At 60.5% G+C, this 14734-nt stretch carries 17 protein-coding genes and 1 pseudogene; 12 read left to right on the forward strand and 6 right to left on the reverse strand.

Annotated features, from left to right (window positions below; genetic code table 11):
* The 4 genes from GFM02_RS10680 to GFM02_RS10695 all read left to right on the forward strand — a co-directional run bounded on the left by GFM02_RS10680 (window position 1) and on the right by GFM02_RS10695 (window position 1822).
* The gene (locus GFM02_RS10680) at window positions 1-957 is read left to right on the forward strand and encodes a DUF2950 domain-containing protein (RefSeq protein ID WP_168321635.1); all 957 of its coding nucleotides are present in this window, start codon (window positions 1-3) and stop codon (window positions 955-957) included.
* Between the two features lie 81 nt (window positions 958-1038).
* Window positions 1039-1272 carry a DUF2171 domain-containing protein gene (locus GFM02_RS10685; RefSeq protein ID WP_168321636.1) on the forward strand — a complete coding sequence of 78 codons (234 nt, stop codon included), beginning with the start codon at window positions 1039-1041 and terminating at the stop codon, window positions 1270-1272.
* 115 nt (window positions 1273-1387) lie between these two features.
* The gene (locus GFM02_RS10690; RefSeq protein ID WP_168321637.1) at window positions 1388-1597 is read left to right on the forward strand and encodes a DUF2945 domain-containing protein; all 210 of its coding nucleotides are present in this window, start codon (window positions 1388-1390) and stop codon (window positions 1595-1597) included.
* Between the two features lie 39 nt (window positions 1598-1636).
* Complete coding sequence (locus tag GFM02_RS10695) at window positions 1637-1822, forward strand: DUF3008 family protein (RefSeq protein ID WP_003564288.1); 186 nt, start codon at window positions 1637-1639, stop codon at window positions 1820-1822.
* 25 nt (window positions 1823-1847) lie between these two features.
* On the opposite strand, the gene GFM02_RS10700 is transcribed toward GFM02_RS10695, so the two are convergent.
* Window positions 1848-2567 (reverse strand): MgtC/SapB family protein, encoded by a 720-nt coding sequence (locus GFM02_RS10700; protein WP_168321638.1) that lies wholly within the window; start codon window positions 2565-2567, stop codon window positions 1848-1850.
* Between the two features lie 237 nt (window positions 2568-2804).
* Here GFM02_RS10700 and greA point away from each other — a divergent pair, with 237 nt between their 5' ends.
* On the forward strand, window positions 2805-3287 hold the full coding sequence (gene greA, locus GFM02_RS10705) for a transcription elongation factor GreA (RefSeq protein ID WP_025394936.1): 483 nt from the start codon (window positions 2805-2807) through the stop codon (window positions 3285-3287).
* Between the two features lie 109 nt (window positions 3288-3396).
* On the forward strand, window positions 3397-3756 hold the full coding sequence (locus tag GFM02_RS10710) for a hypothetical protein (protein WP_168321639.1): 360 nt from the start codon (window positions 3397-3399) through the stop codon (window positions 3754-3756).
* A gap of 48 nt (window positions 3757-3804) precedes the next feature.
* Here the strand turns inward: GFM02_RS10710 and GFM02_RS10715 are convergent, their stop codons facing one another.
* The gene (locus tag GFM02_RS10715; RefSeq protein ID WP_168321640.1) at window positions 3805-4698 is read right to left on the reverse strand and encodes a LysR family transcriptional regulator ArgP; all 894 of its coding nucleotides are present in this window, start codon (window positions 4696-4698) and stop codon (window positions 3805-3807) included.
* Window positions 4699-4798: 100 nt separating this feature from the next.
* Between GFM02_RS10715 and GFM02_RS10720 the strand changes: the two genes are divergently transcribed.
* Entirely contained in the window at window positions 4799-5407 is a 609-nt protein-coding gene (locus GFM02_RS10720) for a LysE/ArgO family amino acid transporter (RefSeq protein WP_020050356.1), read from the forward strand.
* Between the two features lie 110 nt (window positions 5408-5517).
* Here the strand turns inward: GFM02_RS10720 and GFM02_RS35550 are convergent.
* Window positions 5518-5705 (reverse strand): annotated as a pseudogene (locus GFM02_RS35550) (hypothetical protein).
* Between the two features lie 74 nt (window positions 5706-5779).
* Between GFM02_RS35550 and GFM02_RS10730 the strand changes: the two are divergent.
* Together GFM02_RS10730 and GFM02_RS10735 are read left to right on the forward strand one after the other, a co-directional pair.
* Window positions 5780-6721, forward strand: coding sequence for a LysR family transcriptional regulator (locus GFM02_RS10730; protein WP_017960848.1), 942 nt, complete (start codon window positions 5780-5782; stop codon window positions 6719-6721).
* Window positions 6722-6887: 166 nt separating this feature from the next.
* Entirely contained in the window at window positions 6888-7043 is a 156-nt protein-coding gene (locus GFM02_RS10735) for an entericidin (RefSeq protein WP_168269946.1), read from the forward strand.
* A gap of 75 nt (window positions 7044-7118) precedes the next feature.
* Here the strand turns inward: GFM02_RS10735 and GFM02_RS10740 are convergent, their stop codons facing one another.
* Window positions 7119-7472 (reverse strand): hypothetical protein, encoded by a 354-nt coding sequence (locus tag GFM02_RS10740; RefSeq protein ID WP_168321641.1) that lies wholly within the window; start codon window positions 7470-7472, stop codon window positions 7119-7121.
* Window positions 7473-7492: 20 nt separating this feature from the next.
* Window positions 7493-8494: a glycine betaine ABC transporter substrate-binding protein gene (locus tag GFM02_RS10745; protein WP_205930252.1), complete on the reverse strand. Its 1002-nt coding sequence runs from the start codon at window positions 8492-8494 to the stop codon at window positions 7493-7495.
* Between the two features lie 637 nt (window positions 8495-9131).
* Between GFM02_RS10745 and GFM02_RS10750 the strand changes: the two genes are divergently transcribed.
* The 3 genes from GFM02_RS10750 (at window position 9132) to GFM02_RS10760 (ending at window position 12892) form a co-directional block, all read left to right on the forward strand.
* Entirely contained in the window at window positions 9132-10589 is a 1458-nt protein-coding gene (locus GFM02_RS10750) for a cobyric acid synthase (RefSeq protein ID WP_168321689.1), read from the forward strand.
* A 104-nt stretch (window positions 10590-10693) separates the two neighbouring features.
* Window positions 10694-11464, forward strand: a complete 771-nt coding sequence (locus GFM02_RS10755) for an SDR family oxidoreductase (protein WP_168321643.1) — start codon at window positions 10694-10696, stop codon at window positions 11462-11464.
* Between the two features lie 378 nt (window positions 11465-11842).
* Window positions 11843-12892, forward strand: a complete 1050-nt coding sequence (locus GFM02_RS10760) for an adenylate/guanylate cyclase domain-containing protein (protein ID WP_168321690.1) — start codon at window positions 11843-11845, stop codon at window positions 12890-12892.
* Window positions 12893-12920: 28 nt separating this feature from the next.
* Here the strand turns inward: GFM02_RS10760 and GFM02_RS10765 are convergent, their stop codons facing one another.
* Window positions 12921-14711, reverse strand: a complete 1791-nt coding sequence (locus tag GFM02_RS10765) for a chloride channel protein (RefSeq protein WP_168263645.1) — start codon at window positions 14709-14711, stop codon at window positions 12921-12923.
* Between the last annotated feature and the right edge of the window lie 23 nt (window positions 14712-14734).

Consider the following 14734-nt stretch of genomic DNA (forward strand, 5'->3'; position numbering starts at 1 on the left):
ATGACGAAGTCAGTCAGAAACATGCTTCTGGGTTCGGTGTTCGCTTTTGCGGCTCTCGCCACCAATCCGGTTCCGGCATCTGCAGCAGAGCCATCCGATGCGACCGTCATCTCAGGCTTCGCTTCGCAGAGCGATCCGCCCGTATTCGAGACGGCGGAACAGGCCGTCGACGCTTTCAAGGCGGCCTTGGCGGCCGACGACTTCGACAAGTTTACGGCGCTGCTGGGTATCGATGCAGCGAAAGCGAAGGCAGGCGAAGGCGTGATGGACACCTACGCACAGATCCGGGACGGCACAAGCAAGAAGATCGTCGTGAAGGACGTCGATGACCGCAAGATCATCGAGATCGGCGACAAATTATGGCCGCTGCCATTTCCGATCGTGAAGGGCGACGATGGCAAATGGGGTTTCGATACCTATGCCGGGTTCGAGGAGATCATCAATCGTCGCGTCGGCGAGAACGAATTGCAGACCATCGACACGATGAAGGCCTATGTCGACGCCCAAAAGGAATATTCTTCCGCCGACCACGACGGTGACGGCGTTCTGGAATATGCCCAGAAACTGATCAGCAGCGACGGCAAAACCGATGGTCTCTATTGGTCGCCTGATCTCGGCGAGGGTGATAGCCCGGCGGGCAATGCCCTCGAAGACAATGCTGCGCTTGACAAGGCGAAGGCCGGCGAGGGCTATTACGGCTATCGCTACAGGATCATCGACGGCCAGGGGCCGAACATCGCGGGTGGAAAGTTCGATTATGTGATCAACGGCAATATGATCGCGGGATTTGCCCTTATCGCCTGGCCGATCCGATATGGCGAAACCGGCGTGCACACATTCGCAGTCAACGCGAACGGCACGGTCTACCAGGCCGATCTCGGCCGGGAGACCGAAAAAATAGCTGCTGGTGTCAGGACCTTCAACCCAGGTGACAATTGGGACGTGACTGCTGATTGAACACGGTCGCGGATGTTTGGAACCAAGTCCGCTCCACCTCGTTGCCGCTTCGTATCTGGCAATGATGCAAAGGAGGAAACGATGATTTCTGCAGATCAGATCCGTGAACATATGGAAGTTCGGGCTGCCGACGGCACCCATGTCGGCACAGTCGATCATCTCGACGGGCCCACGCGCATCAAACTGACGAAGACCGACTCGGGGGATGGAAAGCACCACTTGATCCCGCTCGATTGGGTCGATCACGTGGACGCACACGTCCATCTGTCGAAGAACGTCAGGGATGTCCGAAGCCAGTGGGCTACCATCAACTGACAGCCTGTCGGCTGCGGCTTGCGGGCCGCAGCCTCCTTGAACAGGATGGTTGGAGCATGATGTCGTCCGAAAACCGCTCACACTTTTCGGCATCATGCTTTTAAAGGAACCCGCCATGTCGAAGCAATTGAAGAGGGGCGATGAGGTCAGCTGGAATACCAGCCAGGGAAAGACCAAGGGCAACGTGATTAGGAGGCAGACCAGCCAGACGAAGATCAAGGGTCACACAGTGAAGGCCACGGTGGCAGAGCCGCAGTATATCGTCGAAAGCGAAAAAACGGGAAAGCGAGCCGCGCACAAGCCCGACGAACTCAGGAAGCTCTGACGACCGCGGGCACTTTATTCAGATACAAGGAGATCGAATATGCCAGCCAAGTCGAAAGCCCAGCAAAAGGCTGCGGGTGCCGCGCTCTCGGCAAAGCGCGGCGAGACGCCGAAGAAGGAGCTCAAGGGCGCTTCGAAGCAGATGGTCGAGTCCATGAGCGAAAAGCAACTCGAAGAGTTTGCCTCGACCAAGAGAAAGGGCAAACCGGAACACGCCTCGAAATAGACGGCGAAATCATCGCGTTCCCGGCTCAGGTCGTCGTCGATTGTATGGAAAATTCCGCGACGTCGTACGACTCGGAGACGGCGGCCAGGATTGTGCGGGCGGATGCGTCTGGATCTTTCGTGAGCCAGCGCAATTCGAAGGCCGCCCCGATGCGGCCGTCCTCGGTCCGTTTCAGCGATCCGAACAGCGCGCTGCATTCGAGAGGGCTAAGCACATCCGACAGATCGGGAATACCGGAGTTCGGACAGTAGATCACGAGCGTTGCCTTGCGTTCGGATCGCAGCCACGTGTCCAGTTGCTTCATCGGCGACAACACGATGAAGGCTACCAGGGTGGCCACCGTCCCCGTCACGATCTGGCCGCCGCCGAAGCAGAGGCCGACGACGGTCATGAACCACATGGTCGCGGCCGTCGTGACGCCCGTCATCGTGTCGCCGCGCCTCAGGATCACTCCGCCGCCGATGAAGCCGACGCCCGTGAGCACGCCGAGGGGAAAGCGCAGCACGTCCATTTGCGTGAAAAAGCTGAACGTTTTTCCGTAGGTCGATAGAAGGAGATTGGCTTGGATCATCGCCAGGCAAGCGGCAAGCGCCACCAGGATCGTAGTCCTGAAGCCTGCGGCGTGACCGCCGCGCTCGCGGTCGAGACCGATGAGGCCGCCGGCGACCACCGTCAGTACGATCCGTGCAGCGATGTCCCACCAGCTTGGTGTGAGCGGCATCGCGTCGGTCAGGAGTGAAGGCATCGTCTGATCCTGACGATGTTGCCGCTCCTTCGCTGCTGGCGGGGCATTCGTTCCTCCTGCGCTACGGTGCCTCCGGATGAGATAAACGCAATGTCGGCTAGGACGTTCCCTTTGCCTCGGGGTCGTAGAGGTTTGCCCAGATGGCAAGATTGGCGGTTTGTCGGCGCTCGGTGTATGCTTCCGAACCTGGGATAATCCCCCACTAACCTGCGCGTGTGTTTAAAACGGAGTTCGAGATTGGCCGTCGCTTTCACCAAGGAAGAGAGTTTCGAAACCGCTTCGGAAACCCTGCTGCCCGATCGTCCGATTTCGCCGCATCCGAACCTCGTCACGGAAGCGGGATTGAAGGCTCTGGAATTGCAGTTTCAGCAGGCTCGCGAGGCTTATGATGCGGCGAGCCCCATCGAAGACGTGAACGAACGGCGGCGGCAGACGGCCAATCCCTTGCGTGATCTTCGCTACTTAGCCGCAAGACTTCGCACCGCTCAGCTCATGCCTGCCCCTACGTCAATCGATACCGTCGCCTTCGGCAGCACGGTGACTTTCCGTCGTGACGACGGGCGTGTGCAGACCTATCGCATTGTCGGGGAGGACGAGGCCGATCCGAAGGCCGGGTCCATTTCCTATGTCTCCCCGGTGGCGCGGCTCCTGATGGGCAAGGCTGTCGGGGATATGGTCGAGACAGGTGGCCAGGAACTGGAGATCATCGCCATAGCATAGGAGAGCGCTATTCGCGTAGCCCTCTCATTATTTTGGTACTATCCGGTACTTTATTTATCGAACCTTTGCCATCCGTGGCTAGAACGATGGCATTCCATCATCGAAATTCATGCTCATGGTCAGCGCAATTTCCAGTTCTGCATCCACCATTTTGAGTTCAGCCGCTTCAACCTCGTCTTCCAGTTCGTCGGATCAGCTTGCCTCTCTTGAGGCGCAGCTTGCCGAAAAGCAGGCAGCCCTGTCGGAAACGCAGGACGAGCAAGAGAAGGCTACGATCGAAAAATCCATCGCGACGCTGGAAGCGAAGATTGCCAAGATCGAAGCGAGCGAGAGCAGCCAAACTCAGGCGTCTGCTGCATCGAAGCCTGCCGGTGGCGCTCCGAAAGAACTTTCCGGCGAAAGCGAGCGTATCGGCACGACGAATTTTGACGAGACCAGCGAGTTCGGCAGCCGCACGGCTTACGTCTGATAAAAGCGACCCGTTCAGCGGGATGATGCTGCATTTTTGAGTGATGCATCAAAGGCGGCGCTTGGCCACGGTGACGACTTCGCGTGTCAGATCCGCCAGGCGGTCGGCGGCGAGGCGATTTATCTGCCAGTAGAGCGGGACATCGAGTGGCGTGTCGGGCACCAGCTCGATCAGCCGTCCGGATGCGAGGTGCTCGCGGGTCAGCTGGGTCGGGTTCATTCCCCATCCCATGCCTGAAAGGCTCGCCTCGACGAAGCTCTGCGGCGACGGCAGCCAGTGGGTGGGATAATCGAGATCGCGTCCGAATGTTCGCCTGATCCAACTGCTCTGCAGCCTGTCCTTTTGATTGAAGGTCAGCGCCGGAGCGTTGCGGATCGCCTCTGATGTCACGCCCTGCGGAAAATGGCTTGTGACGAAGTCGGGGGTTGCCGTTGCATGGTAACGCAGAACGCCGAGGGCAAAACGCCGGCATCCGCGAACCGGTTTTTCCAAGCTGGTAACGGCGGCGATCACCCGTCCGCGCTGTAGCCATTCGGCGGTATGGTCCTGGTCGTCGACGGCGACGTTCAGCAGATAGGAAGAGCTTTTGGCAAAACTCGACATGGCCTCGACGAACCATGTTCCGAGGCTGTCGGCGTTCGTCGCGATTTGAAGCGTGACCCTTTGGCGTGGTTCGTCGGGATCGACGAGGGCGGGCAGGTGCCCGAAGAGTTCTGCTTCGAGCATGCCGACATTCTCCATATGGCGGCAGAGCCATTCTCCCTTTTCGGTCGCTGTGCACGGCGTGCCTCTGACGATGAGGACGACGCCGAGACGCTCCTCGAGCTGCTTCACGCGCTGCGAAATGGCCGAAGGGGTCACGTTCAAGGCGGTCGCAGCTCTTTCGAAGCTGCCTGTCTGGACAATAGTTGCGACGGCGCGAAGAGCGGGATAGTCGAGCATGGATTAGTTTCTCTTAATCTGGGTAAGCTAGATTAACTAGCCTAATTCTCGAAATAGCGATAGCGCAACCTCACCGAAATGAGGGGCGTTGGCCGAAGAGATGAATTTTTCGATCTATGGAACCGGCCTGATGATGGGCCTCAGCCTGATCGTCGCCATCGGCGCGCAGAACGCCTTCATCCTGCGCCAGGGCTTGCGCAACGAACATGTCTTCGCCGTCTGCCTCGCATGCGCGGTATCGGATGCCGCGCTGATCGTGCTTGGTGTAACCAGCCTCCATCAAATCGCCAGGTTCATGCCCTGGCTCGATCCCGTCATGCGCTACGGGGGAGCTATGTTTCTGGTCTGGTACGGGGCAAGAAGCCTCTATTCCGCCTTGCGGTCGTCCGCCGCTCTCACGGCCGCGGAAGCCAAGCCATCGAGCTTTCGGCAGACGCTGGCAACCTGCCTCGCACTCACCTGGCTCAATCCGCATGTCTATCTCGACACCGTGGTGCTGCTCGGCACGATATCGACACGATATCCGGGAGAGCAGGCTTCTTTTGCGGCAGGGGCGGTGACGGGGTCCTTCCTGTTCTTCTTTTCGCTCGGATATGGCGCGAAACGGTTGCGGCCGATCTTCTCGAAACCCTCATCCTGGCGCATGCTGGAAACGCTCGTCGCTTTCACGATGTGGATCATAGCGTTCAAACTGCTGGGCGGGTTGTGACCGCCGTTCGGCTGTCGATCGGCCGCTGCGGCGCAGGTCGAGCGGACGTTGCAAGTGGACTGCCATCGATCTGTCCAGATCCTGAGCGGATTCAAAACGATGAAGCGTCTCTACCGCGTCCCATCGCATCGCGGCGCTCCGGGACGGTTAACTCCATCTCGCGCTGACAATCTGCCAGCAGATGTGGCGGAAAACGCCTTAGTTCCCGGAGCGCATGCTCATGGTTCGCATCCCTGCGTCTCTGCGACTTGAATGCGGAAAGGGCCTGTACGATATTCCAGATGCTTGTTTGAGACATGTCGGGCCTCCTTTTGCTGCATTTAGCTGCCGACGCTCGAAATATGGGTGTCAATTGACATTCAATCAAACAAAATGATATGGGGTTATAAATCAGAAAAATTGAAAGATGCGACGATGAGTATTCCCTTTCGCCGTCCCATTCCGCTGCTTGACAACGAAGTGCTGCGTACCTTCGTGGCGATCGCCGAAACAGGCAATTTTTCGACCGCCGCAGAGGCTGTCTTCCGCACGCCGTCAGCGGTATCGATGCAGATCAAGAAGCTTGAAGAACAGCTGGGGGCGACGCTGTTTCTGCGCGACGCCCGCTCGGTGTCGCTGACGCGCCACGGCGAGATGTTGCTGTCCTATGCCCGCAACATCCTGGCGCTGTCGAACGAGGCAGTGTCGCGCTTCATCATGCCGGAACTCAGTGGCGTCGTGCGGCTCGGCGCGCCGGAGGATATCGGCGAACGGCTGCTGCCGAGCATCTTGAAGAGTTTCGCCGAGAGCTATCCCGGCATCATGGTCGATGTGACCATCGACATGAGCATCGGGCTGAAGAAGCGCATGGAGGAGCAGCGGCTCGACCTGGCCTTGATCAACTGTGCGACACGGCCGTTCCCAACGGGCGGTGAGGTGGTGTTCCGCGAGCGGCTGGTCTGGGCCGGCGCCAAGTGCGGCTCGGCGCATCGGCGCGATCCGCTGCCGATCTCGATCTGGGAGGATGGCTGCATCTGGCGCCAGGAAGCACTCTCCCAGCTCGAACGCAACAAGCGGCATTATCGCGTCGCCTATCTCAGCGGTCACACGATGGCGCAGCGCGCCGCCGTACTTTCCGATCTCGCCATCGCGCCGTTGCCGCTGTCCTATGTCAACGAGGACATGGCGATCCTCGGCCCCCAGGAAGGGTTGCCGGAGCTCGGCGCCTTCGATATCCGCCTGCTGACCGCCTCGCAGGTATCCGGGCCGATCGAGACGGTGGCTGACAGCATTCGCGGCGCCTTTGCCGAGAGAGCAAAGGCGGTCGCCGCCTAGCTGCATCGGACAGGATTGCGCCGATCGAAAATGGTGGCGCGTCCTATCGGACGCGCGGCTGTAGCGGGTATCCTTATAGCCAGTGAACCTTTTGGTTTGTCGTGCGTTATCGGCGCGGACGGCAATTGTCGCCGTTCGGGGTTGATTTCAAACAAGGATATCCGAGATGACGACAACGGCCAAAATTGCCGCAGCCTTGATGGTTCTTCTTGCCGTTTCTTCCTGCGGCAACACGATCCGCGGCATAGGAAAAGATACGGCAAACACCGTGAACGCCACGCAGGATGCCGGCCGCTCAGTCGACCGCGCCGCGAAGAAGTAACGACCGTTCAGATCGCTGCTAGAATCGCCGGATCAGATGCTGACCGAGGGATCAGATGACCCGGTTCTGATCATCCTAGCGGATGACCGGGGGATAGGCTTTTTCGAGGCCACCGGATCGGCTGAGGCCGGTCCGGAAGGCTTGGTAGGCGGGATGTTGACCAGAGCGGGCGGTTTCCATGAGCCGGATCTGCAGCCGATCCGGCGCTTGGCCCCCGAGCCACATTCCCAGATTTTCAAGCTTCAGCGAGTTCAGGAAACGCGATCCGGCGGCAAGATCGAGATGGCGGCGCAGACCGTCGAGCAGGTTGTCGTCCTGGGCGGCGTTTTCCATGAGCAGCGCCAGGTAGGACTTGTCGGTCTCCGACAGGGCAGCGAGCTTTTCCGCAACAGTATCGCGGTCTGGAAAGGGAATCATCGAATCGTCCATGCTTGATCGTGTTTTGGCCGTTATAAGCTCGCCTTGACCTTCTCGGCTACATCGACCGGCACCCATTTCGTCCACAGACTCTCGTAATTGCGAAGGAAATAGATCGCGGCATCCTCGTTGCTTTCGCGGTTTTCGTCCTGCCAGGCGAGAACCTGGTTGATCGTCGCATTGTCCCATTTGCGGGTCTTGAGATAGGTTGTGACAGGTCCGGCGCGGCTGGCGAAGGACCTGGTCATCAGTGTGAAAGCGCGCGAGACCGGGTAGGAGTTGAGCTCGGGCCTGGCGCAGCCGGCAACCGCGGTACAGCGGTCCCATTCATTCTTGTTGTGGCCGACGCCGAAGCTCAGGCGCGTCATGTCGTATTTGCCGAGGATGGCGGTCGGCGCCCAGTAATAACCGAGCCAGCCGATCTTGTTGTCGAAGGCGCGGGCAATCGACGCATCGAGCCGTTCGGGACTGCCGGTCTCGACGAGCTCGAAGCCCTTCTTGTCGGCGGCAAGCGCCTTGAACAGGTTGGTGGTCGATATCTGGCAGCTCCAGTCGGCGGGGCAGTTGTAAACTGCGCCTTTCGACGGGTCGTCCTCTGCGGGGAAGAGTTCGGGATGTTTCAGCGCGTCCTCGACCGAGCGGATATCGGGGTGGGCGTCGGCAATAAATTTCGGGATCCACCAACCCTCGACGGCGCCGTCGGCCAGGATTTCGGCCCCCTGTACCAGCCGGCCGGTATTGACGGCCTGATCGAGCAGGGACCTGACGGAATTGATCCAGTATTCCGAGGCGATGTCCGGGATGCCTTTCTCATTCATCGAGGCGAAGGTCGGCAGGGTGTCGCCATCGACGATGGTGACCGAGCAGCCGTAGCCCTTTTCCAGGATGATCTTGTCGAAACTCGCCGCAATGCCTGCCGAGGCCCATTTCATTTCGGCGATCGAAACGCTGCCGCATTCGGCGGCTTCGGCCGGCGCGACGGTAGAAAGAGCCGCGGCAAAGACGGCCGGAATCAGAAACGTCTTCATCGTCATTCCCCGAATTCTTCTTAGGCGGACGTGCAGCAGGCTCTGAAATCCACCGACAAATCTCTCCGGCACCCGAAGGGAAAATGCCTGCCGGGCGATACAGCAACAGGCTTTCCGGTCATGGGCAGGCCATGTTCAACAATGGCGCATTTTGACGGAGCCTACGCGTTCGCTCGCAGAAATCAACCATCTTCTGCTCATGGTTGCGTGACTAAATTATTGAATTCGAAGAATTTATGTCGGCATCCCGAAAACGGCGCCTTCCGGCGAAATGCACGCTCTTCGCGACCGGCGGCGGATCTTCGGCAGAAATTTCGGCGAGAATGTCAAAAAAGATCAAAATTAACATTTGCGTAAGCCTTCAATAACTCTCCGGTAAGAATGTGCCGTTATCAGTTGGGTCGTGGCAGCAATGACCGCCGCTTCTCCGGTTGAGGTAGTGCGTACCGGAGAAAGCGAGCTTCGCCGTGTAAGGGCGAAGACGCCTGAGTTTTCGGCAAACCGCGCAGAGCCAAGGCCATGCGCGGTTTTCGCGTTTGCGTGGGAAGTTGCCCCAAGCCAAGTGTCGATCCGGGCCAAGTCTTGACCCGGGATTACCGCCTATTGTAGGCCTCGCGTGAACGAGAGGCGAATGCGGGCCACCATGGCAAGAGCGATCATGCTGCAGGGAACCGGCTCCGATGTCGGCAAGACGGTTCTGGTCGCAGGCCTCTGCCGGCTGGCGGCCAATCGCGGGCTGACGGTCCGCCCGTTCAAGCCGCAGAACATGTCGAACAATGCGGCGGTCGCCGATGACGGCGGCGAGATCGGCCGGGCGCAGTGGCTGCAGTCGCTGGCGGCGCGCACGCCATCCTCGGTCCACATGAACCCGGTGCTGCTCAAGCCGCAATCGGAAAACGGCAGTCAGATCATCGTCCAGGGCAGGGTGTTCGGACAGGCGAAGGGGCGGGACTACCAGCGACTGAAGCCACAACTGCTCGGCGCCGTGCTCGAGAGTTTCGAAAACGTGGCTGCGGGGGCCGACCTCGTTATCGTCGAGGGCGCCGGATCGCCGGCCGAGATCAATCTCAGGGCCGGCGATATCGCCAATATGGGTTTTGCCACGCGGGCCGGCGTACCCGTCGTACTCGTCGGCGATATCGACCGCGGTGGCGTCATCGCCTCGCTGGTCGGCACGCATGCGATCATCGAGGATGGCGACCGGGCGATGATTGCGGGCTATATCATCAACAAGTTCCGCGGCGACGTCTCGCTGTTTGACGACGGCATCCGCGCCATCGAAGGTTTTACCGGCTGGCCGTGTTTCGGCATCGTGCCGTGGCTGCGGGGTGCCGCGCGCCTGCCGGCCGAAGATTCGGCCGTGCTCGAGCGGTTGGCGAGGGGCGGGACGGGCGCGCTGAAGATCGCCGTGCCGGTGCTGCCACGCATCGCCAATTTCGACGATCTCGATCCGCTGCGGAGCGAGCCGGATGTCGAGCTGGTCTTCGTGCGATCAGGCGAGCGGATACCTGCCGACGCGAGCCTCGTCGTGCTTCCCGGCTCGAAATCGACGATATCGGATCTCGCCGACTTCAGGGCTGAGGGCTGGGACCGCGATCTCCAGGCACATGTCAGGCGCGGCGGCCGGGTGATCGGCATCTGTGGCGGTTACCAGATGCTCGGCCGCATGGTGCACGATCCGCTCGGCATCGAGGGCAGGGCGCTCAAGACGCCGGGGCTTGGGTTGCTTGAGATCGAGACCGAGATGGCGTCGGAGAAGACCGTGCGCAACAGCCAGGCCCATTCGACCGAGTATGATGACGCGCCGCTTGCCGGCTACCAGATCCATCTCGGCATCACCCGCGGCCCGGATTGCGATCGGCCTTCGGCAATCATCGACGGCGCGCCCGGCGGGGCGTTGTCGGCCAACGGCCGGATCATGGGCACCTATCTGCACGGGCTGTTCGGGAGTGACGCCTACCGCGCCCGGCTGCTTCAAAGCTTTGGCCTATCAGGCGAGCAGCGGAATTACCGCGAGAGCGTCGAGCAGGCGCTCAACGAGATCGCCGAGGAATTGGAACGTCATCTCGATCCACGCTGGCTGGCCGGCTTGTTCGGCTAAGCCGCACCTCGCACGATCATCGATGCCGTCGTTCGGCTATTGCCAAATTAGTTGACTGAGTCCATTAATTGTCGCGACGGGCCCGGTTGAGAGCGACGAAAACTATGAGCGTATTGGATAGATTTTCACTGGCAGGTCAGGTGGCGCTGGTGACGGGCGGCGGCCGTGGGCTGGGCTTCGAGATGGCGCGCGCCCTTGCCGAGGCCGGTGCGCATGTCATCGTCAACGGACGCACGGCGGCGACGTTGGAAGGCGCCGTCAGGACTATCCGCGCCGCGGGCGGCACGGCGGAGGCCGCCGCATTCGACATCGCCGACCGCGAGGCACAGCGTGCTGCGATGGCCGATATCGACAAGATCCATGGCCGTCTCGATATTTTGATCAACAATGTCGGCGCCCGCGACAGGCGGCCTCTGGCCGAATTCGACGATGATGCCATCATCGAGCTGCTGCGCACCGACCTGGCGGCGGCGATGACGCTGTCGCGCGACGCTGCCGTGCTGATGAAGCGACGCAATCACGGCCGCCTGATCGCGGTGACCTCGATCAGCGGCCATGTCGTCATGCCCGGCGATTGCGTCTATCCGGCAGCCAAACAGGGCCTGACCGGACTGATGCGCGGCATGGCGGTCGAATTCGGCCCGCATGGGATCACCAGCAATGCGATTGCGCCCGGCTGGTTTGCCACCGAGACGAACGCGGCGATGGCTGCAAACGAGGAATTGATGCCCTTCGTGCGCCAGCGCATCCCGGTTCAGCGCTGGGGACGCCCGGACGAGATCGCCGGCGCGGCGCTGTTTCTTGCAAGCAACGCCGCCTCCTTCGTCAACGGTCACGTGCTGACGGTGGACGGCGGCATGACAGTCAGGATGTGAGATATCCGCAAGCGCTGCGGCATCGTCTTTCATTTCTGCGGCACTCTCCACTGCTTCTCGTCGGAGGCGAATGACGGTAACGGCAGGTATCATTCCCTCTTCGTTTGCCCTGTGGTTGTCGTTGCCAGAGCCACGGCTAGAAATATCTGCCTGACTCGACTATTGGTTGATGTGGCAACGCCCCGGTGGTCATCGCCGTCCATTTGCCCGATTTCCGACCATAAACTGCGTCGGTCATTTGGAGGTTCGGAAATTAACAATCATATTCAGTGGCTTATAGAACATGGAATCACAGCTGAGCATATTGGCGAGCTGATAGCCGGATTGTGCGATCGGCTGATCGCGGATGGCTTTCCGATCTGGCGGGGAAGTATTGCGATGCCGTCTATTCATCCCATGTATGGCGGCGTCTCGGCCAATTTTGTGCGCGGCGGTGGGACCACGATCGAGAATGCCGAATATGGCAGTGGGGCAGTGCTGAATTTCGAGAAGACCCCAATCTATTTTCTTTTGGGCCGTGGCGAAACGTCAGGTCGATGGAATATCGCCAAGGGTGAGGGTGTCGATGACTACCCGCAGCTTGCGGAATTCGCGCGTGGCGGCGGCACGGATCATCTGGTGAGCCTGCTGGAGTTCCCGAAGGAGGCTGCGCTGCGCGGGGTCAGTCTGTCTCTCACAAGCGACAGGCCGGGCGGATTTTCTGACGACCAATTGGCGATCGTCGCGAAGCTTTTCCCGGCGCTGGGGCTGGCTTGCTACCGCATCGCGGCATCGAAAACCGCTGCGGATATCCTCGCCGTCTATACGGGCGCCAAAACAAGCGCACGCATCCTTGCAGGCGAGATCCAGAGGGGAAAGGGTGGCTCCATCAATGCTGCGATCCTGCTTGCGGATCTCAGGAATTTCACGGCGTTGACAGAAGTCTATCAGCCAGGCGAAATCGCCGGATTTCTGGACGAGCATTTCGAGCTGATCGGCCGGCATGTGGAGGAGAATTCCGGCGAGATCCTCAAGTTCATGGGCGACAGCGTGCTGGCGATCTTTCCGACCGATGTCGAAGATCAGCAAAAGGCGTGCATGGCCGCACTGGCTTCGGCAAGGAATATTCTGGAGGCCAACAAGGTGCTGAACGGTCAGCGGAGGAATGATGGAGGTCCTGACATCGGCGTCGATGTCGTGCTGCATCTCGGCGAGGTCTTCTATGGAAATATCGGCGCGCGCGGCAGGCTTGATTTCACGGTGATCGGCAGCGCCGTCAACGAGGCCTCGCGGCTTGAAAAGCTGTGCGGCACGCTTGAGCAAGACCTGCTGATGTCGGAGAGCTTCGCGACAACCTGCGCCGTGGCCTGCGAGTATCTTGGTTCGTTTGAATTGCGTGGCGTTTCGAAGCGGGCCGACGTGTTCAAACTCGCCGACGCCGTATCCTGAAGCGGCGATCCGGTCGGCGCGGCGACGCTCAGATCTCGCCTGAGACCTCGCGGCGGCGGCGGTCGAGTTCTTCGCTGTAGCGGCGCAGCGTATAGCTTTCGCTGAGCTGGCCGATCACCTTGCGTTCGATCAGGTTGTTGACGACGGCGAGCGCTTCGCTTTCGCTCTTGTCGAAGATCGCTGCCGCCTGCCTGGCATTCATCTGCGGCTGCAGGAAATCGTTGCGGTAGTGGATGAAATCGGCAAGCGTCTTGCCCTCGTCCTGCGCATCGGTCGGATTGGCGTAGATCTCCGGCACCAGCACCAGGCCCGCATATTTGTCGCTCTCCTCGACGAGGATGACGCGCTGGGTCGAGCCGATCGGGAAGGCCTGCTTGAATTCCTCCAGAGAAATGCCCGCCCTTGCCGTCTTGACGTCGGCGCGCATCAGCTTGTCGACCGTCAGATTGCGGATCCAGCCGACATCATGGGCGCTGCGGATGCTTTCGCCGCGCAGATGAAAGCGCCATGTGGCGAAGGAGTAGCCGAAGGTCGAGCGCACGACGAGCGAGGAGGTGATGACGGCGGCGAGCACCAGCGCCGTGATCGGAAAATCGCCGGTGATTTCGAGCGCCAGGAACGTCATCGTCAGCGGCCCGCCGATGACGGCAACGGCAAGCGAACTCATGCCGACCACGGCATAGATCACGGGCGTCAGCGTCGCATCGGCGAAATAAGGGCCGCAATAGGCAAAGAGTTTGCCGAGCAGGGCGCCCATGAACAGCGAAGCGAAGAACAGCCCGCCCCTGAAGCCGGAGCCGATCGAGATCGCCGAGGCGAAGGATTTCAAGAGGAAGAGGCCGATCAGCGTCGGGATTGCCACGTCACGGGAAAGGTTGAGATGCAGCGCGCCGTGGCCGGCCGAGAGCACCTGCGGCGAGATCATCGCCAGCAGCCCGACGATGATGCCGCCGAGTGCCGGGCGGAAGGGTGGGGCGATCGAGCTCTTGCGCGCCAGCTCCTCGACAAAGGCGACGCCCTGCATGATCAGGATGCCGACACCGGCGCAGAAAGTGCCGAGCAGCAGCGCCGGGATATAATCGGCCGGCACGACCGAGCCGAAGCTGCCGATATCGATGGTGAAATCGCTGCCGGCGAGCAGCCTTGCGATCAGGGTGGAGACAAGAGCTGAGACAACGACCGGCGTCAGCGAGACGATCGTATAGGTGCCGATGATCAGCTCGAAAGCATAGAAGGCGCCGGTCAGCGGCGCGTTGAAGGCGGCGGCGATGGCGCCCGCCGCGCCGCAGCCAACGAGGGTGCGCAGGTCCGAGCGGCGAAGCTGCAGCTTCAGACCGAATTTCGAAGCGAGGCCGGCGGCAAGCTGGGTATAGCCGGCCTCCAGGCCGACGGAGGCGCCGAAACCGTTGGAGATCAGGTTCTGCACGGCAACGATGATGCTGTCGGTCAGGGACAGGCGGCCGCCATGCAGCGCATTGGCCTCGATCGGGTCGACCATCGGTTTCTTGCGTCGTTTCGCCAGCACGAAAAGCAGCAGACCGAGCAGGGCGCCGCCGATGACCGGGGCGGTGAGCAGCAGCAGCTTGTTCTCGATCTCGGAGGAGCTCAATCTTTCGCTGTCGGCGATGCCGAAGACCAGCTGATGCAGCTCGTTGGAGACGTAGCTCATGCCGGTGACGGCGAGACCCGAGATAATGCCGACGACGGCGCCCGCCAGCGACAGGCCGACCTCGCTGCGCCGGGTCAGAGCCCGCAGGCGTCCCGGATCGAAGAAAACGCGCAGCGCGCGGAAACGGCGCCGATCCAATTTCATAAGCATGGCAAGACAACTAGGCAGGGAGA

The organism is Rhizobium leguminosarum bv. viciae, from assembly GCF_012276115.1.
GTDB lineage: Bacteria > Pseudomonadota > Alphaproteobacteria > Rhizobiales > Rhizobiaceae > Rhizobium > Rhizobium leguminosarum_T.